At 37.8% G+C, this 19,570-nt stretch carries 24 protein-coding genes; 18 read left to right on the top strand and 6 right to left on the bottom strand.

The features are described from left to right. The first annotated feature begins 76 nt into the window (after window positions 1-76). The 11 genes from AAEY57_RS00285 (at window position 77) to AAEY57_RS00235 (ending at window position 6,764) form a co-directional block, all read left to right on the top strand. A complete protein-coding gene (locus tag AAEY57_RS00285) occupies window positions 77-379 on the top strand; it encodes a hypothetical protein (protein ID WP_010389349.1) in 303 nt (100 codons plus the stop codon). Continuing rightward, window positions 379-858, top strand: coding sequence for a hypothetical protein (locus AAEY57_RS00280; protein ID WP_350605603.1), 480 nt, complete (start codon window positions 379-381; stop codon window positions 856-858). Before AAEY57_RS00285 ends, AAEY57_RS00280 begins: the two co-directional genes overlap by 1 nt. Before the next feature lie 78 nt (window positions 859-936). After that, window positions 937-1,119, top strand: a complete 183-nt coding sequence (locus AAEY57_RS00275; protein ID WP_350605601.1) for a hypothetical protein — start codon at window positions 937-939, stop codon at window positions 1,117-1,119. Between the two features lie 3 nt (window positions 1,120-1,122). After that, complete coding sequence (locus tag AAEY57_RS00270; protein ID WP_350605599.1) at window positions 1,123-1,896, top strand: ChaN family lipoprotein; 774 nt, start codon at window positions 1,123-1,125, stop codon at window positions 1,894-1,896. Beyond that, the gene (locus tag AAEY57_RS00265) at window positions 1,890-2,477 is read left to right on the top strand and encodes an SEL1-like repeat protein (protein WP_350605597.1); all 588 of its coding nucleotides are present in this window, start codon (window positions 1,890-1,892) and stop codon (window positions 2,475-2,477) included. The genes AAEY57_RS00270 and AAEY57_RS00265 overlap by 7 nt, the downstream gene beginning before the upstream one ends. 106 nt (window positions 2,478-2,583) lie before the next feature. Further along, window positions 2,584-3,186, top strand: coding sequence for a hypothetical protein (locus AAEY57_RS00260; RefSeq protein WP_350605595.1), 603 nt, complete (start codon window positions 2,584-2,586; stop codon window positions 3,184-3,186). 48 nt (window positions 3,187-3,234) lie between these two features. Beyond that, window positions 3,235-3,501, top strand: a complete 267-nt coding sequence (locus tag AAEY57_RS00255; protein WP_350605593.1) for a hypothetical protein — start codon at window positions 3,235-3,237, stop codon at window positions 3,499-3,501. 60 nt (window positions 3,502-3,561) lie between these two features. Next, entirely contained in the window at window positions 3,562-4,347 is a 786-nt protein-coding gene (locus AAEY57_RS00250) for a hypothetical protein (protein WP_350605591.1), read from the top strand. Between the two features lie 178 nt (window positions 4,348-4,525). Beyond that, the gene (locus tag AAEY57_RS00245) at window positions 4,526-5,035 is read left to right on the top strand and encodes a DUF6795 domain-containing protein (protein WP_350605589.1); all 510 of its coding nucleotides are present in this window, start codon (window positions 4,526-4,528) and stop codon (window positions 5,033-5,035) included. Further along, window positions 5,022-5,570, top strand: coding sequence for a DUF6795 domain-containing protein (locus AAEY57_RS00240; protein ID WP_327077468.1), 549 nt, complete (start codon window positions 5,022-5,024; stop codon window positions 5,568-5,570). Before AAEY57_RS00245 ends, AAEY57_RS00240 begins: the two co-directional genes overlap by 14 nt. 27 nt (window positions 5,571-5,597) lie before the next feature. Continuing rightward, a complete protein-coding gene (locus tag AAEY57_RS00235) occupies window positions 5,598-6,764 on the top strand; it encodes a lipase family protein (RefSeq protein ID WP_350605587.1) in 1,167 nt (388 codons plus the stop codon). A 13-nt stretch (window positions 6,765-6,777) separates the two neighbouring features. Here the strand turns inward: AAEY57_RS00235 and soxR are convergent, their stop codons facing one another. Beyond that, window positions 6,778-7,236, bottom strand: coding sequence for a redox-sensitive transcriptional activator SoxR (gene soxR / locus AAEY57_RS00230; RefSeq protein WP_350605715.1), 459 nt, complete (start codon window positions 7,234-7,236; stop codon window positions 6,778-6,780). 98 nt (window positions 7,237-7,334) lie between these two features. Between soxR and AAEY57_RS00225 the strand changes: the two genes are divergently transcribed. Genes AAEY57_RS00225 through AAEY57_RS00215 form a run of 3 tightly spaced genes read left to right on the top strand, consistent with a single transcriptional unit; the run spans window position 7,335 to window position 8,688 of the window. Next, window positions 7,335-7,799 (top strand): flavodoxin family protein, encoded by a 465-nt coding sequence (locus AAEY57_RS00225; RefSeq protein ID WP_010389334.1) that lies wholly within the window; start codon window positions 7,335-7,337, stop codon window positions 7,797-7,799. A 47-nt stretch (window positions 7,800-7,846) separates the two neighbouring features. Next, window positions 7,847-8,020 (top strand): hypothetical protein, encoded by a 174-nt coding sequence (locus AAEY57_RS00220; RefSeq protein ID WP_350605584.1) that lies wholly within the window; start codon window positions 7,847-7,849, stop codon window positions 8,018-8,020. Then, window positions 8,020-8,688 carry a GDSL-type esterase/lipase family protein gene (locus AAEY57_RS00215; protein WP_350605582.1) on the top strand — a complete coding sequence of 223 codons (669 nt, stop codon included), beginning with the start codon at window positions 8,020-8,022 and terminating at the stop codon, window positions 8,686-8,688. The genes AAEY57_RS00220 and AAEY57_RS00215 overlap by 1 nt, the downstream gene beginning before the upstream one ends. Here the strand turns inward: AAEY57_RS00215 and AAEY57_RS00210 are convergent. Further along, on the bottom strand, window positions 8,672-10,921 hold the full coding sequence (locus AAEY57_RS00210) for a TonB-dependent receptor (RefSeq protein ID WP_350605580.1): 2,250 nt from the start codon (window positions 10,919-10,921) through the stop codon (window positions 8,672-8,674). The two genes, AAEY57_RS00215 and AAEY57_RS00210, sit on opposite strands and share 17 nt — an antisense overlap. 280 nt (window positions 10,922-11,201) lie before the next feature. Here AAEY57_RS00210 and AAEY57_RS00205 point away from each other — a divergent pair, with 280 nt between their 5' ends. The 4 genes from AAEY57_RS00205 to AAEY57_RS00190 all read left to right on the top strand — a co-directional run bounded on the left by AAEY57_RS00205 (window position 11,202) and on the right by AAEY57_RS00190 (window position 15,923). Then, entirely contained in the window at window positions 11,202-12,209 is a 1,008-nt protein-coding gene (locus AAEY57_RS00205) for a LacI family DNA-binding transcriptional regulator (protein WP_350605578.1), read from the top strand. A 170-nt stretch (window positions 12,210-12,379) separates the two neighbouring features. Continuing rightward, the gene (locus tag AAEY57_RS00200; protein WP_350605576.1) at window positions 12,380-13,618 is read left to right on the top strand and encodes an MFS transporter; all 1,239 of its coding nucleotides are present in this window, start codon (window positions 12,380-12,382) and stop codon (window positions 13,616-13,618) included. A 15-nt stretch (window positions 13,619-13,633) separates the two neighbouring features. Next, the gene (treF, locus tag AAEY57_RS00195) at window positions 13,634-15,130 is read left to right on the top strand and encodes an alpha,alpha-trehalase TreF (RefSeq protein WP_350605573.1); all 1,497 of its coding nucleotides are present in this window, start codon (window positions 13,634-13,636) and stop codon (window positions 15,128-15,130) included. A 103-nt stretch (window positions 15,131-15,233) separates the two neighbouring features. Beyond that, window positions 15,234-15,923: a helix-turn-helix transcriptional regulator gene (locus tag AAEY57_RS00190; protein ID WP_350605571.1), complete on the top strand. Its 690-nt coding sequence runs from the start codon at window positions 15,234-15,236 to the stop codon at window positions 15,921-15,923. Between the two features lie 52 nt (window positions 15,924-15,975). Here the strand turns inward: AAEY57_RS00190 and AAEY57_RS00185 are convergent, their stop codons facing one another. From AAEY57_RS00185 to AAEY57_RS00170, 4 genes are read right to left on the bottom strand one after another with little or no spacing between them, the layout of a single operon-like run. Beyond that, a complete protein-coding gene (locus AAEY57_RS00185) occupies window positions 15,976-16,749 on the bottom strand; it encodes a CsgG/HfaB family protein (RefSeq protein WP_024602690.1) in 774 nt (257 codons plus the stop codon). After that, window positions 16,749-17,171, bottom strand: a complete 423-nt coding sequence (locus AAEY57_RS00180) for a curli assembly protein CsgF (protein ID WP_016900115.1) — start codon at window positions 17,169-17,171, stop codon at window positions 16,749-16,751. The genes AAEY57_RS00185 and AAEY57_RS00180 overlap by 1 nt, the downstream gene beginning before the upstream one ends. Beyond that, entirely contained in the window at window positions 17,165-17,557 is a 393-nt protein-coding gene (locus AAEY57_RS00175) for a curli production assembly/transport protein CsgE (protein WP_016900116.1), read from the bottom strand. Before AAEY57_RS00175 ends, AAEY57_RS00180 begins: the two co-directional genes overlap by 7 nt. A gap of 41 nt (window positions 17,558-17,598) precedes the next feature. Then, complete coding sequence (locus AAEY57_RS00170; RefSeq protein ID WP_350605567.1) at window positions 17,599-19,107, bottom strand: curlin; 1,509 nt, start codon at window positions 19,105-19,107, stop codon at window positions 17,599-17,601. Window positions 19,108-19,570 lie beyond the last annotated feature (463 nt).

The raw sequence follows: 19,570 nt of genomic DNA, 5'->3' as shown, positions 1-19,570 counted from the left end.
AACTATAAGATTAAAGTTGTAATGAAATATGTAAGTCGATGCGCTTATCTAAGCGAGCTAATATAGAGGGAATGATTTGTTTTTTAGTGATAAGCAAAAAAATAAAGTGGAATTTTATGCACTTGTATATGTAATCTCGTTTTTATTGCCATTTCCTGCTTCGCTATATTCTGTTGCATTATCTCAATTAGGTGGTGTAGCACTTTGGCTGATTGGCTCAATAACATATATGATTGTTTACCTGCGAGTCGTGTCAGAATTACCAAAAGAAGATAGGTATTTTGTTACATGGGGTCAAGCAAGCTATTTTCCTCAACTGCTTTTTAAAGTAGCCCCTGTATTAATATTTATACTTCTTTGCTTGTTGGGAAGTTTATAGTGTTTAAAAACGATGAGGTGTTTTTATTATTTCCCCCATGGAAGCTTTTACGTAGGTTCTTATTAGTAACGGTTATCTTACTTATGGGAACTGTTTATTCAGGCATGACATTGTTAACACAGTACTTTGATACAAGTCCTGAGTGGCTGTTGGGCATTTTGTTTTCCGTTGGAATTATGTTTTGCCTTTTAAACTTTAAAGTTAGTCAAGGCTCTTTTCTATGTGCAAAGATATTGAAATACTATGCTCTATTTTTAGCTTTGATTTGCTTACCATCATTTATGATTTTAGAGGGAAGTGGTTATCATATAGCTACAGTTGCTAATATAGCCTTTATGCTGCTGTCTTTTTATTTAATTAAGGGAAATAAATACCAAGGCTTAATAAAATATCAATATAATTTTTTTAAGGATATAGAAGACGCTCGGGCCGCTGTTGAAAAAGAGATGGCTAAAGGAAATAAGAAGAAGAAAAAGTAAGGCTGCATAGCTTTGCTTATTTAATTGAAATATAAAGGAACATAGAGAAATTGTGGTGACGAGTATGTTAGCCGCGCAATGCCATTATGGCGTGGGGTTAAGGAATGTTATTCAAAAAGTGAAGAATGTAACTTCACTGCAAAAGCGCTTTTATTTGCAATGAGTTATGAATATGCAGTTGCTCCTTACAGCTCTGAGAATAATGACGCTATTGAATTTTATAAATGGTGTTTTGAAAATTTAAATAAAGATCAAGGATAGGTAATGAATAAAATAAACACGGATGTAAATTACAGAACAATGGCGGGCAATGCGCGTTTAGTTATGTTAGGCGAATCAAGCCATAGTGCTGCTGGCTATAAATATGAGGCAATAAAAGCGATTAGGCAGTTAAAGGCTGCGGGTTTTACACATTTTGCTATAGAAATGCTGCCTAGCTCGATGCAGGAAAAAATTGAACTGTATCAACGAACAGGTAAAGGCTTTAACATAATACAGCAATATTTTGATAAATATTGGACACATGGTGATTTTACTCCTCAAGCCTATGGTGAGCTGGTAAAGGCGGCACGCAATGCAGGAATGAAGATAGTTGCATTGGATGTTTCTGTAGAAACGATGGAAGTAATGGATAGTGTATGCCCATCGAAAAAAGCTGTGACTGGGGAATGTTTTGATGCGCATACGTTTAGAAACGATCTTTGGGCTTACAATTTAGCTACAATCCTCAAGAGATCTAAGCAGAATAAAATTGTTGCTTTTATGAGTCGATGGCACGCAGTTAAGAATTTAAAGTATCAAATAGGTATTGATTCTTTAATTAAAGAGCACGGTATTCAAAATGTTCGTTTTATTGATTTTATTGGTGGCTTATCTTGTTACAGCGACAGGCCGTGTAAGGGGATGTCTAGCCAACAAGAGACTTTGAAAGGACAATACTTTTACAAAGAGGGCTTTCCGTATGAAAGTACGGTTAAATCATTTCAAGTCCACCTTCCAGAAAAGCGTATTAATAATGATGGATCATTCCAATGGTAAAACCACTAGTGACATTTGTGTTAGCAATTAGTTTTTTTACTTTTACGGATGTTAAAGCATCTATGTTTCCGAATATTGATATTAATGATCCGAACTTAACCGTTGAAACTGCAGCTAAGCAATGCGAAAAAAGCTATATGCATGCACCTAACAAATTGGAAGAATGGTGTGAAAAAGCTTACGAAATGGGTCACTTAGAGTCCTTGTATTATATTGGTATGTATACTGGGGATGGTTCTCGTTATTTGAATGAATTAAATACTCGAATTGAACAAGGTGAAGCTAATGCTATTAACACATTAGCTTGGTTATACCAGAGTGGCCGTTTAGTTAAAAAAGATTTAAGTGAAGCTTCACGCTTATATAAGCTTTATCTAGAACAAGAAAATAACCAAGCAATTAAACTTAAAACTTCTACACATTTTGAGTTAGCCACAATTTATAGAAAGCTGAGTATGTGGGATGAAGTAATAACTCATACTCAATATGTAATTGATAATGCAAAAAGAGAGGGTCGTAGGGAGCTTGCACAGAGATGGCGAGATGAGGCTGAAACATATTTGAAAGAAAGTAATTTGTGAGTTTACACTTGTATTTAGCTTTAGAAACGCAAGCAATATAATTAAAGTTGTTATTCAGAGTGTTACCTGGCGCAGTCAGAATCAATTTAAAGTAGAGCAATGTGACGTGATAAAGTATTTATTAATTAGTACACTGTTTATTTTTAGCTTAATTAGTAATGCCGCTGGCCCTCGATGGGATAATTCAATAGATATAAATGCTCCAGATTTGACTGTATCAGCTGCCGCAGAGCAATGTCATAAAAGCTTAATCAACGCGCCTGAGTATCTTGAGGAGTGGTGTGAAAAAGCTTATGAAATGGGATACTGGAAGGTACTGGTTACACTAAGCCTTCATAATGGAGATGGAACTCGATTATTAAAGGAGGCCAAAAAGCGGGTTGCGGCAAAAGAGCCAAAAGCTTATTCAACTTTAGCTTGGTTATATGGCAGTGGTATGTTTGTGGAGCAAGATATTAATTATGCTATTTCCCTTTACAAAGAATTTTTAGCATTAGATGCAGAATTGCCAAATTCGTTAGTTGCGGCTGCGCACTTTAAGTTAGCAAACTTATATGAGTCGCGGCAGAATTGGCTTGCAGTAAATGAGCATGCACAATATGTTATTGACCACAGCCCTTTAGCTTATGATAAAGAACGAGCTGTTGATTTATTAGAGTTAGCTAAAAAAGAAATTTTGATTAAGAATAAATCATTGAATAAAAACTGATATAAAAAGGAGCTATAAACGCCAAACTTAAGGCGCTATAGAATTATTATGGAACAACAACACCAACATACACTAACCAACCTTGTATACGATATTTACGAGGAGCCAACTAAAATTGAAGAGCATCAAGAGCTTATTCAACCATTATTAAGCGATTTAGTCGCAAGTGCGCCTGCGGGTTTTGAAGGCATGGCGACGATGATCAATACTCATATTTCAAACGGATTTAAGTTTAAAAACCCTAAAATACAAAAGTTTGAGCTTGAGTCGGGCTTATTAAAGCTTAAAACCTACCTTCAAAAAATAAACCTTTAATTAGTTTCGAAATTGCCAATACTCTAGGCGCAGTGTGTTGGCTGTAATCAAGGATGATAAATGACTCTTATAAACACCTGCATTTTAATGCTGTTTTTACAGCCATTATTTGTTTATTTAGCACTTTTTAAACAGTCAAAATACAGCGTTGAGCCCAAAAGCTCGTTAGATAATGAAGATTCAATGTTTTTATTTATTGCCCCTGGTTTATCGGTTTTTTACCTTGATCAGTTTTGGGTTGCGCTGCTTTATTTAGGTAGTGTGTGCTTATTGGGTGTATTGCTAGCTAAAATTGTAGAAAGCAAAGCAAACAAGCGATTGACCAGAGACGATTCAATAGGGTTTATGGTCGCCAGTTTTATCTTTTTTGGAATGATAAAGTTAATTATTGTTGCGGCTGCGTATTTTTTTACCGATGACGCTTCAAGCGCGATAACAGAAGGTTTAAGCCCAGTTAAAGAGCCCTCATTGACGATTAGCCAAATGTTTAGTGTGGATTATTTGTATAGCCAGTTTAAACCTACGGTTTATTTTTTAGCATTAATGGTCGTGACCTTAGTGCTCAAAATTATTGAGTATAAGTTTTCTCTGAAGGAGGCGCTTTCAGGCATACTTATTATGCTAAGTGCTATATTAGTCGGTATTTCTCCACTATTTGGCGAAGCTTATATATTAGGTTTAATTGCTAACTTTTTTATCTTTTTTATAGTGTGTTCTACATGTATCGAAATAGACAAAATAGGGGATGCATCGGGTGGCGCTATTGCTATTTTATATGGCTATATATTAATGATGGGACTTGGGTTTAGCATTATATGTAAGCTGGTTTATGAAGTGTTTTTTTAGGGAAAGATTTATTGCTTGTTTTTTGCTCTAAATGCTTGCAGTGCGCTTTGTACCCAATTAGAATAAATTTTAGTTGAAATGGAAATTTCATTAACGCTGATAGTTAAGAGTTTAAAACGTCATTAAATAGCAATACGACACGTGTATTTTGAGTTTAATAGTTGGGAGCTTGTATATTTTGTTATCACGTTTTAAAGCTCACATTTTGGTAATTATATCTATTGCTATTATTTTTACTACAACACAGGCTTATGCAGATATATTTGGTTTTTTTAATAAGCAGGATTTTGTTTTATCGGCTCCGATGAAGGGGCAGTTATTAGATAAAGGGCAGCCTGTTGCAAATACTAAGGTTGTACGTGCGCTTACTTATGGTGATGAGTATAAAGATGAAGCAATAACCGATGATAATGGTTTTTTTACCTTCACAGAAAAATCTATAAAAACGAGTAAGCCTGCAAACATGTTTGATAATGAATCACTGGTTCAGCATGTTTATTTAGAAAATGGTACGCCTGAGGGCGTTGTTCTTTGGTACATAACCGTGTCTATGCACGATGGGAGTGATACCCTAAAAAACTTACTCGCTGACTTAGAGTGTGATATTGCCAAAGACCCACAAACATACGACATACCTATAGAAGAAGCGCCAGAGCACTTCTTTACGGTATATGGTGCATGCATTTGATTTATTGGAGATTATATTTTTGATGGAGCGGTTTAAGTTGCCATTACTCATTGTAGTTGTGGCTATTCTAATTTTATTTACTACAACACAGGTTTTTGCAAATATGTTTGGTTTTTTTAGTAAGGAAGATTTTGTGTTATCAGCTCCAGTTGAAGGGCGCTTGCTTTTTGATGAGCAGCCTGTTGCTGGTAAAAAGGTATTTCGTAGACTAAATTATGGCGATGAATATATTGATGAAGTAACAACAAGCAGTGATGGTCGTTTTTCTTTCCCTAAAAAAGTTATCAAAACATCAAAGCCATCAAACATGTTCGACAACGAATCTGTTATACAACACATATACACATTAGATGAGAATGCAAAGGAAGTTACTATTTGGGCTGTTAGGCTATTTCCTTATGAGCATAAAGATACGCTAACCAAATACTTAAGTAATTTGGTTTGTGATATCGCAAATGAGCCAGAAACGTTTGATATAGCTGCTAAAGATAATAAGCAGCATACATTTGCGGTTTTTACCACCTGCAAGCTCTAACGTTTAAAACCAATAAAAGGATTTAAAATGAATACGTTAACACCTACTCAGGCAGTCCAATTAGCATCACTTGCTTATGATGCTAAAGAATTAAAAAATACAAAACTATTAAATGGGCTATTGCATGCATCCTTACGAGATCAGTTTGATTTTTCTATCAATAATAGATCCATACAAGGTGTGTCAGGCGGGTTTTTCTCTCATTTATTTGGTTTAAGAACTGGGTTTGGCCTTGTTGCACACGGTAAAAATTCATTTCAAGGTGATTCAGTAATCACTATTCGTGGCACTGCTTCTCTTAGAGATGGCCTAACAGACGCGCACTTTGGTTTAAGCGGTGGCTCTAACGGCAGTATGGTACATGCTGGGTTTAATAAAACCTTTTATAGTATGAAACCTGCACTACAAGAGTTCGTTGCTGCAAATATAAGAGATAAAATGACCGGCTGTGTGCACATTGTTGGTCACAGTTTAGGTGGTGCATTGGCTACGCTTTCAGCCGATTGGATAAAAGCAGAGTATTCGTTGCCGGTTAAATTATATACGTTCGGCTCACCAAGAGTGGGGCTTGATAACTTTTCACGCGCTGCCACCTCTCGTATTGATAAAATATACCGCTGTACACACGGCGCTGATCCAGTTACAAAAGTGCCTTTGTGGCCATTTTCACATGCGCCCTACAATGGCCAAGAAATTCGTCTTGATAATGGTCAGGGCCTTAAAGGCGCAGCCCACAAGTTAAGTGGTACGCCAGGCTATGTTAATACTGCAAACAGTAATGATTGGGGCAATTTAACTGTAAAAGCAAACCACTTTTTAAGCACACCGGTACGCTTAAAGTTTGAAGACAGAAACCAAGCTTCATTTAGTTCGCATTGGGCAGATAAACTTGGCGCTGCGTTAGTTACCTTATTAAAAGATTCGGGCTACTACAGTGCTGTTGCGGCGCAAGCAGCCATAGGTACAGGTTTAACTTTTTACGATATGCTCGCGCGAACGCTTGATAAAATAGCCAAAGCGTCAGCTTCATTTGCAACACAAACCTTAGGTTTACTCGGGCACATGTTGGTGTTTGCTGGCAAAGTTATTAGTAAAGCCGTAGAGCTGACTTACAGTTTTATTAAATCGGTATTTGATTCAACTCTAGGGGCATTATATCGCGCTGCACGAGAAGGCTTAAATGGTTTAGATTAAGGTTTTATAAGCCTTAATCTCGCTCTAACAAAATAGCACCACTTTGGGTTTCACCTAAGTGGTCGTCTTTGTTATAAATAGGGCACTTACTCATTGATAAACACCCACAGCCTATACAGCCATCAACCCGTTCACGTAAACGTTGCATATAAGCAATACGCTCATCAAGTTTCTTTTGCCATAGTTTTGAAAGTGCAGACCAGTCTTTTTGTGTTGGTGTACGCTGCTCTGGTAACGTTGCCAGAGTTTGTTTAATTTCTTCGAGCGTAATCCCCATCGCTTGTGCTGCTTTTATAACTGCAACTCGCCTTAGTACATCTGGTTTAAAGCGTCGTTGATTGCCACTGTTTCGCCAACTGCGTATTAGCCCTTTATTTTCGTAAAAGTGCAGTGTAGATACCTTAACGCCACTGCGTTTAGCGACAAACCCAACCGTTAAGTTGGCTTCAGTAAGCTTTTTTTGTACCGCCATCACTTTAATTCCTTTTAAAAATTAAATTATTTCTTATTGACCTGAACTTAACTTGAGGTTTTAAGCTTTGCTCCATCATAAGAAAAGGAGCTAACCCAATGCAAGAAAAATCAGCACACAATATCGCAATCATATATTCAAGTGGACGTAAAAATGGCAATACTACCGCGCAAGTTAATGCCTATAGTAAGCAACAAAGCGGCATTGTTTTTTGCTTAGATGATTATGTTATTTCACCTTATCGCTACGATAAGCAGTATCACAATGATGATTTTTATAATTTGTTTGAAGTGTTACTTCGTTACGAACATTGGGTGTTCGCATCGCCTGTGTACTGGTATAACACCACGCCAAAAATGAAAGCATTTATAGATAGGATCACAGATTACATGGATGATGAGGCGTTAAAACCGAAGCTTAGAACTTTACGTCAAAAACAGTTTTCACTGTTGTCTAATGCTGCATCTCCCTCTGCGCCAGACGCATTTATCGATATGTTTAAACATACCTTTAATTATTTAGGAATGACTTTCAAAGCACATTCACATGTTCAGGCTAGTTAATCACGTTAAATAGCGTTAGGCTAAACAAAAAGTAAAAAGGATGATGTATGAAAACGTTACTTATTGGCTCAAGCTTACTTTTGGCTAGCTTTAGTACTCTTGCTGCAGAGCTTGTGCCTGTTATTAAAGACTATGATTATTTTTATAATGTGCCCGAGCATGTGTCTGATTTAAGCCAAGTGCAGTTTAAGCAACAAGGCTATACATTGAATCCGTTTTAATGAATATTTTGTGTTTTGGTGATTCGAACACCTTTGGTATTTCTCCTGTTGATGGGAAACGGTTGAGCGAAATTGAACGCTGGCCTACTTTATTAAAGCAGCAGTTGGGCACCGGCTTTGAAGTGATTGAAGCTGGGCAGCCTAATCGTACCTTAGTGAATAACCCGCCATTTAGCGGCGATAAATCAGGCGTAAAGTATTTAAAACCTTACCTGGAAGTGCACACCGTTGATGTTGTTATTATTGCGCTTGGCACCAATGATTTAAAAGCCCGTTTTGCACTGTCTGCTATCGATATTAGCAAAGCGCTTGAGGAGTTGATTTTAGCCATTAAAGCCTTTTATCATTGTAAAACAATACCAAAGATTATCATTATAAGCCCGCCCAAGGTTCATGAAGTGGGAAGTTATAAAAGTATTTACGCAGGTGCAGGTATAAAAGCTGAACAATTATCTATTGAATTTAAAGCCGTCGCCTATCGTCATACGTGTGTGTTTTTAGATTGTTATCCGCTGATACAATCTTGCAATAAAGAGGGCATACATTTACCTGTTAGTGAGCATAGAGAGCTTGCTAATAGGTTGACATCTATAATAAAAAAGCCGCAGTATATTAATCACCGCGACTTTAATTTATTACTTAGGGAGTGTATTAAAATGCGTAACTAACACTTAAGCGTGTTGTACGTGGCATAATGTAACGGCCATTGGGGGCGTCGGCATTGCGCGGGTCGCCTTCAGTGATACCTTGCTCGTCGGTTAGGTTATCTATGGCTAATTGCAGTTTAATGCCTTCCATTGGTTCAATAATTAAACCTAAGTCTACTTTTTCGTAGCCATCAAGTGTCACGGTGTTTTCGTTATTACCAAAGCGGTCATCCACTGCTGACAAAGTACCATATAAAGTGGCATACATGCCGTCTACTTCAAAGTCATAGCTTGGTGTTACACGTACTTGCCATTTAGGTTGGCGCTGTGCGTCGTTACCTTTATTTTCAGGGCTTTCAGTGATTTCGGTCTGTTGTAATGTGGTATTTAAATTAACAGAAAAGCCAGATTCATGATTAAAGTTATAATCAAGTTCAACACCATACGCTTCGTTGGTTAAAATTTCAGCCGGCACACCCGGGCGACTTACAAAGGTATCGCCTTTTACTTCATTGACAAAAAAGGTGGCGTAGAAGTCGGTAGAGTCTGAAATAAGTTTGTAACCTAGTTCGCCCTGCGTTACTTCTTTAATTAGTTTTTCACCCCCTTGGTATGCGCCAAAGTTATCTCTAAAGTCATCAAAATATGGCATTTTATAACCACGGTTAACACGTGCAAACACGCCCATGTCGTCATTAATTGAATAGTTTAGACCGGTTGTCCATGAGGTTTTACTTTCATCGTAATCAACAGTTTTAGTGATAATACCGTCAAGGTCTTCATCAACACTGTATTGCACGTCATGGTTTTCTTTGCGTACACCTAAATCAAGTGTAAATGCATCTGCAAATTTGTATTGGCCTGTAAAGTAAAAAGCATTGGTGCGTGCATCGCCTGTTGAGCTAATATCGTAATTAAAACCACACCCGTCAGTGCTTTGGTTACATTCAATGCCATTTAATGACTCACCACCGGCTTCCAGCACGTGATACGCCGTATTACCTAAGCTCCACCAATCGCTCGCAGATGTGCTTGCGGTGTAATAACCAAAAGTGGCCGATAAATCGCCAAATTGCTTTGAAAGGGCTAAGTCGTTAGTAAACGAGCTTATTTCTTTTAATACTACCCAGCGACCCAGTTGCTGAATCGCGGTATCACTAGCGTATTCGGTATCAGTTACCGCACCGAATGCCGTTTGGCCATTGTCGGCCACTTCACCAACGGTTGTTGCTGAACCATTAGGTACTAGGCCAAATGTATTGGCATCGCCTTTGGTAATATTGAAGCGATCAATAAATTGCCAGCCATTATCAAATTCAAGTTTAATACTACCGCCGGATACATGGCCATCCCATCCTCGGCCATCACCTAGGTCAATGTCGTGTGCTTGCGCATTTGGGCCGGTAAAAATCGTCGCTTGACGGTTTAGTGTGCCAAGTTGGGTATATTCAGCATCAATGCCATTAACATTGAGTGGTGTTGGTAAGTACCATGCGCCATGATCGTCTGTTTGACGGGTATAAAAGTTAAGCTCGCCATTGTCTAACTCTTTAGTAATGTTAATTGTAAATTGGCTGCCTTTTTCAGAAGTAAAGCCTGCATCACGAATACCCGGTGAGCTTTTAACATAGCCGCCTACCATAAAATATAGGTCGTCAGTTATTTCACCACTTACTACAGCATCAACACGCTGTAAGTCGTAATCTGAGGTGGTGTATTTAAACAAGCCTTGAGTATCTTCACTGCCACGTTTTAACCTAAAGTTGGTTGTTAAACCAGGCTGACCATTGGATAGCACAGGATTAGGACCACCACGCAGTGCTTCCATGGTTTCAATCGTTTCATCGATTCTAAATAGCGATGAGTTTTCTAAAAATGAAAGAGTAGGCGCGGGGTAAACTGGCGAGCCTTCAATACTGAGTGTTAAAAATGGCGCATCACCACCTCCTGGAAACCCACGCACAAATACGTTGGCACCAGACTCACCGCCAGAGCTTTCAACCCACACACCGGGAACGGCTTTAAATAAGTCAGCAGTACTTTTAGGTGATAATTTTATAATTTGTGATGAATCAATATTTGTTACAGCGTAGCTGGCATCAATTTTTCTGATCCCAACACCTGCGGGTGTACCAGAAACGACAATTCGCTCAACTTTTTTTTCTTTTGCTTGTTCTGCTGCAAGAGCAGCGTGTGTGCTTAGGGCTAAAGTAATTGCACAGGCTAGCATGCTTTTTGCTTTATTGAATTTCATGTGTGAGATCCCGTTTTTAGTGTGTTAAACAGTGTGTATTACAGCGAGATTGATTAAATTTTAATGTAAACAGGCTGTATAAATTGAAACTCTAGAGATAAATGCAAACGTTTGCAATATTTATTTGTAAATTATTTATTAATAAGGGCTGTTGTTTTATTGAGCGTAATTACACAAGAGCGTAATTTTTAAGTTAATGGGCAAGCCAGTAAAAAATAATAATGCTATATTGTCAGTAAGTTAGATATAGCAACAGCCGCAGTGGAGCGTTTAGGGTTTTATGAATAATAAAAAAATTAAATTAGCTGATTTAGCAAAGCTTGCTGGGGTGTCTACCTCAACGGTTTCGCGCGCGCTGAATAATAACCCGCTCATTAAGCAAGAAACCCGCGACAAGCTTCAGCAGCTTGCAAAAAAACATAATTTTAGCCTTAACACGGCGGCTAGCCGTTTGCGTACGCAAAAGACCAATGTTGTTGCCGTTATTATTAATCTTGATGAGCAAACCGAGCAGTCAATCAGCGATCCATTTTTACTCAAGGTAGTGAGCGAAATTAACCTTGCGCTTAATCAACAGGGGTTAGAGTTGTTGTTATCTAACTCTATTATGGCGCAAGATGACTGGGCTAATTACTTTATTAATGGCCGCCGAGCAGATGGCATTATTGTTGTGGGGCAAGGAAAAAACCAAACTAATATAGAAGCGGCTGCCGATGCGGGTATTCCTTTAGTTGTATGGGGGGATCCAAAAACACAAAGCAATTATCCTATTGTCGGCAGCGATAACTACTTAGGAGGAATGCAAGCGACCGCTCATTTAATAGAACACGGTGCTAAAAGTATTTTATTTTTAGGCGATCCTGAGCATGGTGAAATTAGTGAAAGGCATCGTGGTTACGCTGCTGCACTTTCTACTCATAAACTTGAGCAGCATGTTATATCCATTGATCTTACCAGTCGCTCTGCGTATCAAGCAATTAACCAGTTATTACGTGAAAAAGGGTTGTATTTTGACGCGATTATGGCCTGTAGTGACATGGTTGCACTGGGGGCGATGAAAGCGCTGAAAGAGCGCTACGTGAGTATTCCTAACGATGTGGCACTGGTTGGATTTGATGACATTGCCATGGCTGATATTAGCCATCCCTCTCTTTCTACGATTAAACAAAACACCCAATTTGCTGCGACTTTGTTAGTTAAAAAGTTAATACAGCAGTTTTCAGGTGAAAAAGCCGAATCACAAGTTATTGATATAGAATTAATTACTCGCCAGTCAAGCAAACGTTAATCTAGTATGCATGTATATAAATTGTTAAATTTAAAATGCAAACGATTGCAATAGTATTTGTTCTACACTAAACTCTGGATTTACTGACTAACACACACGGTAATTTACCCCTATTGGTAATTTGCTTTTTATAAAAGTTATGGCGTATGTAGCTATAAACGAGGCACGCAATGAGTAAAATAAAAATCACACTGGCAATTGCTGCAAGCTATTTTATTTTCGCAATACTATTAAATAGCGTAGGCACTGTTATTTTGCAGGCTATAAACACATTAGGGGTAAGCAAAACCGAAGCCTCGGTTTTAGAGGGGTTTAAAGACTTATCAATTGCAATAATGTCATTTGTTGTTGCTTCATTTATACCACGTTTAGGCTACAAGCTTGCAATGCTGCTAGCACTGATAGTTGTCGCTATAGCGTGTTTGAGTACGGCTGTAATAAGTGACTTTTACATGTTTAAAGTGTTATTTGCTGCTGTGGGTTGTGGTTTTGCGGTTGTTAAGGTGTCGGTTTATTCAATTATTGGCCAAGTGACTGGGGATGCAAATAGTCACTCATCATTACTAAACACGATAGAAGGCATTTTTATGGTGGGTGTATTAAGTGGCTATTGGGTATTCACCGCATTTATAGGCCCTGTTGATAGCAATGCCTGGTTGAACGTTTATTACGTATTAGCAGCGCTTACGCTTTTGGTGATTATCAGTGTCGTAATAGCACCAATAAAACCTGCTATTAAAGGTCAAAAAAGCACCTCTGGTTGGAATGACTTTATTGCTATGCTCAAACTTACCTATCAACCGTTAGTGCTGATTTTTATTATTAGTGCATTTTTGTATGTGTTAATCGAGCAAGGGGTAGGGACTTGGTTGCCTACATTTAATAATCAAGTTTTGCAATTACCAGTAGCTATTAGTATTCAACTAGCGAGTATTTTTGCCGCAGCTCTTGCTTTTGGGCGCTTAGTGGCGGGCCAAGTATTAAAGCATACTCATTGGTTTGTAGTACTTAGCTGTTGTTTAGTTGCTATGGCTGCATTGATCATTATTACCTTACCACTAACGGAAAACTTACCTAAAAGCGAGGTGAATAGTTTATTTGATGCGCCTCTGGCGGCGTTTGTTTTGCCATTAATTGGCTTTTTTATGGCGCCCATTTATCCGGTACTCAACTCAGTCATGCTCAGTGCGCTTCAAAAGCATCAACATGCTGCAATGACAGGGTTAATCGTTGTGTTTTCAGCACTTGGTGGCACCACAGGGTCGGTGATAACCGGGTATGTATTTGAGCACTTTAGTGGCCAGCATGCTTTTTATCTTTCACTTGTGCCCATTAGTTTAATTTTTATTAGCGTGATTATTTTTAAAAAACGCACCCATGCCATTTCACAACACGCAGTCAATAGTTAATAGATTAGGACAGTTATGAGTTTTTTTAATAGCCAATTATTTAAAGATGTACAAACACAGCACATATTTAGCGACTGTAAAACGTTTGCTGATGCAACCGCGCGTGTTGATTGGCAAAGTGCCTGTAAACAGTATGAGCAAATAGCACCCCTTAATAAAACTCAATTAAGAGACTTTGTTGATGCGCATTTTATAACAACGCCTTTATTAACAATGAAAGGGGCTGCAAATACCACCAGTGTAAAAGGCTACATAAACTCACTGTGGAGCGGCCTTCGACGTGAAGCCGATACACCCAAAGCTAATTCTTTACTCGCTTTAAAGCACAGCTATATTGTACCTGGTGGACGTTTTCAAGAAATTTATTATTGGGATAGTTACTTTACTGCGCTGGGTTTAATTGATGCAGATAAAAGTGATGTAGTAGAAGACATGCTACAAAACTTCATAGACTTAATTAACGATTACGGTTGCATTCCAAATGGTAACCGCAGTTATTATTTATCGCGTTCACAACCGCCGATTTTAGCGCTGATGGTTGATCTTTTATGGCAGCACACTCACAGTAAAACACATAATTTAGCTTGGCTTAAATTGTGTGTTGAAGCTTTAACAAAAGAGCACGCATTTTGGATGCAAGGAGCAGATACACTCAGTGATACGCAAACAAGTGTAAAACGCGTAGTAACAATGCCATGTGGTGGGGTATTAAATCGCTATTGGGATGATGAGGCGGCTCCTCGCGCAGAGTCATTAAGAGAAGACTTAGCGCTTGCATCAGGGTTTAGTGATGATAAAAAATCTGAGTTTTATCGTAATATTCGTGCTGCGTGCGAATCTGGGTGGGACTTTAGCTCGCGCTGGTTAGCCGAGTCAAACTTACTAAGCTCAATTCAAACGACAGATATTGTACCCATAGATTTAAATTGCCTACTTTACAATTTAGAAAATCAGCTTAGTAAATGCTTTAAATTGCTTGGTAATGAGCAACAATCACAAACGTACAGCAGCTATGCTGTAAAAAGAAAGTCGCTTATTAATCAATATCTTTGGAGTAATGAGAAGCGTTTTTTTGTTGATTATAATCATAAGCTATCTAAGCCGTCTGCTATTTTAAGTGCAGCGGCAAGTACCCCGCTTTTTGTTAATTTAGCCTCACAACAGCAAGCTGAACTGGTCGCAAACGTATTGAGCAAGCAGTTTTTAAAAGTAGGTGGTATTGTAACAACGGTTGTTGATACTCCACAACAATGGGACAGCCCGAATGGCTGGGCTCCATTACAATGGTTTGCGGTAAAAGGCTTGCGTAATTATGGTATTGATCAATTAGCTACACGCATAATGAAAAACTGGCTAACAATGGTAGAACAAGATTTTATTGAAAATAAATGCTTGCTCGAAAAATATAACGTATGCACACCGCAACAAAAAGCCAGCGGGGGTGAATATCAAGTACAACAAGGATTTGGTTGGACTAACGGTGTTACATCACGCTTTTATACCCTTTTATAGGGTAACTAAACTCATTGGCTTATACCAAAAGAGCATTGTGTTTTGTAGTTAATTTAGGTAATGTGACGATTGTTGTAAATCTAATGTTTCAAGGATGAGTTATATGTTGCAAAAAAGCTCGGCTTTTATTAAGACAACGCTTCAATCGTCTTTCCATTCTCAAAACTACACAGTTATTTTAAGAACACTTCAAGCCATTTTTGGTGATATAAAAATGGACAGTACTATCCCACATATTGATCAGCGTGGTGCTTATGACATTTTTCTAATTGATGGATCTCAAAATGATTGGCAGGACTTGATCCCAGCAGATTTAATTTGTTTGGCTAAACAGTATAAAGTTGTGCTTTTTAATGTAGAACTAGAGCAAGTATGTGAAAAAAACTTATTACTCAATCATTTTAATGGGGTATTTTATAAATCGGCAGCAGCAGAAGATATATTTAAAGGCTTAGTAAGAATTTCTACTGGTGAGCTTTGGTTTGCTCGTAAAGTAATCTCTAAGGCCTTTAATGATATTCTAAGTGTGGCCTCTTCGTTTAGCTCCTTAAGCGAAGATATCACGTTAAATGAAGCTGACTATAAGCATTTAACTAAACGAGAAAAATCGGTTATTCATTTAATTGCACAAGGAGCGAGTAATAATAAAATAGCGGACAAACTAAATATTAGCGACCATACTGTTAAAACTCACCTTTATAGCGCATTTAAAAAAACTAATTCGCGTAATAGAGTTGAATTGGCCAATTGGGCGCAAAGATATATTTCAGTATTATTACCCGTTGAGAGCTAATCGTTATTTGTTTGGCCACATCAATGACGTTGTGGCCATCTGCAAGAGTAGGTTAAGTTGCCTGTTTAGCCCATAAGCCTTTATCAATACCTTTGGTGATAAGATCTGTAAGCGCCTTTTCTATTGCTTGCGTTACGCAAATGCTCATTGGTTCATTATCACTAAAGCCCGCCTCAGCTTCCGCCAGACGTTTATAGCTAACATACCTAAAAAAACCTGCTCGCATTTCTTGGCTCAATACTTTTTTGCTGGTGGCTACTGATAACAATACCTGGCCAGTTCTTACATCTACGGCACGTAAATAGATTGATATTGCATCTTCACGATATAGCTCTGATGCGCCAATACCAAAATATTCCATTCCTAAGCCACCCGTTTTTACATTGGTGTCGTAACTAATTATACCGCCTTCTAAAATGATTTTCGCAGTGGTTAACGGCGGTAGCTCGCCTTGATTAGGGTTAGTCGCTTGTGCCGCTCTAATTATTTTTCTCTCTGTTAAAATATTTTGTAGACCCTCACGTTCAACCGGCGTAAACCAGTCAGACTCATGTAATGCTTGCACTAGAATAGAGTTTGCACCTTGAGTGACGGCCGTTGAAAACGAGCTAACATTAGTTTGTGGCTTATATTGACCGGTTTGATCGCGAAATGAATAAACCGAGACTGGAATGCTGCCCGCAGGTTTAGGTAAGCTTTTTAAATCAGAAAAGACATCTGTTGGCTCTAACGTTACCGCACTTTGTTTTGACGGAGGGATTAAATTACCCATAGTAGAGCAACCACTAAGAGAAAGAGCGATTGTTATTATTATTAATTTATACATTATCCAAACCTCGGTACTTCGATAACCACAACCGAGTCATCAATTACATTTGTTATTCTAACCGTGATAGTGTCGGTTGTACTGGTGATCACTTCTATTTGATAATCACCACTCATAAAAATGGAGTCTTGATTAAAAACACTGTCTTCAATATTTTCCCCAAAAGCCATGTCGGTGATTTCTCTCACCATTCGATTTAAGTATGTCCGCTCTAATGAATCTTGAAACTGCTCTGCATACCCTTTTTCGACAACCGGCGCTTTATGTTTATTTTGTGCTTGTGCCTTACTAAGCAGCATATTGGCATTGAGAGGGTTGCCACCAAAACTCGGGTTAATAGGGGTATAAATAATTTCAGTTGCGGAGACTGAAAAGCTTAAAGTTGTTATTATTGTTAATGCTATTTTTTTCATTGTTACCATCCATTCAATGCCATATCAGGACTCGCTGTTTGCATATTCGATCGCGCCATGGCGTCCATTACAGAGTGCACTGCTTGCTCTACTCGCTCGTCCAAAGGCTCTAACTTTCGTCCCAAATGGGTTGCATAAATAATCTTATGATTCATGATTAAAACTAATTTAGTACCAGCACGGGGTATAACCGTTTCTTTTATTTCTACATTAAAGCCAGCTGTTGAAGGCAGTTCACGCCAATAATTTGAAAATTCACTGTAAAATTGATACCCAAAGCGACTAATACTTTTATTTAGTAATAATCCATCGATTTCTAAATCAGCACTGGCATTACTCAAAGGAGTAAAAAAAGTTAAAAGTATAAAAAGATAGATATATTGTTTATTTTTCATAGTTAAAATAAGGGAGAGGGTTACTCTCCCCGTCTCATCAATTACATTTGTGTAATTGTTGCTGTATTACCATCACCAAGTTGAGTGACAGAGAATGTACTGTTAAAGCCAATTACGTTACCTTCAACAGTGTTGTAGTTACCGGTTTGAGTAACAGAGAATGAAACGTTTTCACCGCCTAATAAAAACGCTGAATCTCCAGTTCCACCTACCCAGTTACCTTCGCCTTGCTGTGCAATATCAATAGAGTGATTACTGCCTTCTACCATTAAGTCAATAACGTTAATATCACCATTTTGAGCAATATCAATTTGGTTTGCGTTACTATCAAGGATACCCGCTAGTGTAACAATCGCCTCATTTTGATTACCGACTTGATTAACATCAATATCGTTATCGTTTGAAGTGAGAGAAACATCAGGGTATGAAGACTGCACTAAAATTGCGTTTTCATCGCCACCTGATTGGCTAAGATCAACATCGTTACCGCTACCATTAAAGTTAGCTAAATGAACCGAGTTAAAATCACTAACCTGGGTTACAGTAAATTCATTATTTGAACCAATGACACCCATGTATGCTTCATTAGTGTTACCAACTTGCATTGCTGTAAGCTCATTGTTATCGCCCATTAGCTCAGTAGTCGCAAGGTTTTCATCACCAATTTGATTAACTGTTACTTCATTGAATGAACCGTCAAAAAGACCAGACTCAATAGCATTATTCGAACCTTCTTGGTCTAGTTTTATTTCATTATCATTACCAGTAACGGCTGTAAAAGTAATGGTATTGTTATCACCGCTGCTTTGTTCAATAGCTATTTCGTTTGCATCACCAGCTATATCAGTGAATGTAACAATGTTGCGTGAGCCATCCTGGCTAACGTCAATCTCATTTTCGTTACCGCGTAATGAGCCTATTTTAAATTCATTCCAGGTGTCTGTTTGTTCAATTTCAATAATGTTTTCATCGCCTGATAAGCTAAGTACTTCAAATTCTTGCCACATACCAGACTGAGATGAAATAATTTCGTTACCATTACCTCTCATGTCCATGTTGTAAAACCAGTGACCGCCATTTCCTTGTTCAACGTCAATATTATTGTCGCTACCAGTGATAATATTGATCGCTTCATTGTTTTGAAATAATCCTTGGCCGAATTGAGAAACATAAACGCCGTTGTTATCACCCGTTATGCGTGTGATGAAACCATTAGCAACACCATCTTGAGCATAAGTTTGTTGGTTGTTATCACCTGTTGTTTCAACTTCGGCGTAATTACCATTTTGTAATTGAGCTATTTTAACATCGTTGTTGTTACCGATTTCAGTAGCTAGTGCAGTATTGCCATCGCCATCTTGAGAGACTAATGCCGTGTTGTCAGAAAATGATTGCTTAACTGTTACAGCATTCTCAATGCTACTTACAGATACTTTAGCTGCAAGCTCAGAAGTTGAACCTGCTTTTGTTTCTGTGTTTGCGTTTGCTGTAAAGCTGGCGCCCATTGCAATTGCAATTGCACAGCTTAAAAGTGATTTATTCAATTTCATTATTATTCTCCTTGAAAGATAAAATAAAATACCTTGATTATTTATTAAGTTTTAAAAAGGTATTTTCGTTGCAGCATGCCGTGCTGCCATAATGTGTGATTAGCTTTTTATTCTTAAACGTAAAATGCTGTTTTAAATATGAACTAGGGTTTGGTCAATAGTACTTGGTAAGGTGGTTTGCCATTCACTAATTCATAACTGCTCAGTCACTGTATTCTTCAATGAGTTCATTTTGAATCATCTTTTTTAATGATAATTTAAATATATAAATTTCAATTGCTTACCCGTTTAATTTGTATTTTCTATCTATTTACATCAAAAACCAGTAAAAAATAATGAGTTAATACCATGTTAAAAATAAGTTATTTAATTCATTAAAATGGCTGCTATTAATGTTTTTTTTACTGTATTTCTAGTTAAAAATAATGGTTTTGTTCCTGATTTTGCTTTTTTTACTTGAGTT

It is taken from the genome of Pseudoalteromonas sp. MER144-MNA-CIBAN-0113 (genome assembly GCF_040308965.1).
In the GTDB taxonomy this organism is placed as follows: domain Bacteria; phylum Pseudomonadota; class Gammaproteobacteria; order Enterobacterales; family Alteromonadaceae; genus Pseudoalteromonas; species Pseudoalteromonas tetraodonis.
The sequence above is the reverse complement of the archived record's forward strand: the minus strand, read 5'-3'. Positions and strand labels throughout refer to the sequence as shown.

What these genes read in the sequence shown, in the direction of transcription:
- AAEY57_RS00275 (WP_350605601.1), top strand. Translation starts at nt 937, where the DNA reads ATGCCATTATGGCGTGGGGTTAAGGAATGTTATTCAAAAAGTGAAGAA.
- AAEY57_RS00270 (WP_350605599.1), top strand. Translation starts at nt 1,123, where the DNA reads ATGAATAAAATAAACACGGATGTAAATTACAGAACAATGGCGGGCAAT.
- AAEY57_RS00265 (WP_350605597.1), top strand. Translation starts at nt 1,890, where the DNA reads ATGGTAAAACCACTAGTGACATTTGTGTTAGCAATTAGTTTTTTTACT.
- AAEY57_RS00255 (WP_350605593.1), top strand. Translation starts at nt 3,235, where the DNA reads ATGGAACAACAACACCAACATACACTAACCAACCTTGTATACGATATT.
- AAEY57_RS00250 (WP_350605591.1), top strand. Translation starts at nt 3,562, where the DNA reads ATGACTCTTATAAACACCTGCATTTTAATGCTGTTTTTACAGCCATTA.
- AAEY57_RS00235 (WP_350605587.1), top strand. Translation starts at nt 5,598, where the DNA reads ATGAATACGTTAACACCTACTCAGGCAGTCCAATTAGCATCACTTGCT.
- soxR (WP_350605715.1), bottom strand. Translation starts at nt 7,236, where the DNA reads ATGGCGGTACAAAAAAAGCTTACTGAAGCCAACTTAACGGTTGGGTTT.
- AAEY57_RS00225 (WP_010389334.1), top strand. Translation starts at nt 7,335, where the DNA reads ATGCAAGAAAAATCAGCACACAATATCGCAATCATATATTCAAGTGGA.
- AAEY57_RS00220 (WP_350605584.1), top strand. Translation starts at nt 7,847, where the DNA reads ATGAAAACGTTACTTATTGGCTCAAGCTTACTTTTGGCTAGCTTTAGT.
- AAEY57_RS00215 (WP_350605582.1), top strand. Translation starts at nt 8,020, where the DNA reads ATGAATATTTTGTGTTTTGGTGATTCGAACACCTTTGGTATTTCTCCT.
- AAEY57_RS00210 (WP_350605580.1), bottom strand. Translation starts at nt 10,921, where the DNA reads ATGAAATTCAATAAAGCAAAAAGCATGCTAGCCTGTGCAATTACTTTA.
- AAEY57_RS00205 (WP_350605578.1), top strand. Translation starts at nt 11,202, where the DNA reads ATGAATAATAAAAAAATTAAATTAGCTGATTTAGCAAAGCTTGCTGGG.
- AAEY57_RS00200 (WP_350605576.1), top strand. Translation starts at nt 12,380, where the DNA reads ATGAGTAAAATAAAAATCACACTGGCAATTGCTGCAAGCTATTTTATT.
- treF (WP_350605573.1), top strand. Translation starts at nt 13,634, where the DNA reads ATGAGTTTTTTTAATAGCCAATTATTTAAAGATGTACAAACACAGCAC.
- AAEY57_RS00190 (WP_350605571.1), top strand. Translation starts at nt 15,234, where the DNA reads ATGTTGCAAAAAAGCTCGGCTTTTATTAAGACAACGCTTCAATCGTCT.
- AAEY57_RS00185 (WP_024602690.1), bottom strand. Translation starts at nt 16,749, where the DNA reads ATGTATAAATTAATAATAATAACAATCGCTCTTTCTCTTAGTGGTTGC.
- AAEY57_RS00180 (WP_016900115.1), bottom strand. Translation starts at nt 17,171, where the DNA reads ATGGTAACAATGAAAAAAATAGCATTAACAATAATAACAACTTTAAGC.
- AAEY57_RS00175 (WP_016900116.1), bottom strand. Translation starts at nt 17,557, where the DNA reads ATGAAAAATAAACAATATATCTATCTTTTTATACTTTTAACTTTTTTT.
- AAEY57_RS00170 (WP_350605567.1), bottom strand. Translation starts at nt 19,107, where the DNA reads ATGAAATTGAATAAATCACTTTTAAGCTGTGCAATTGCAATTGCAATG.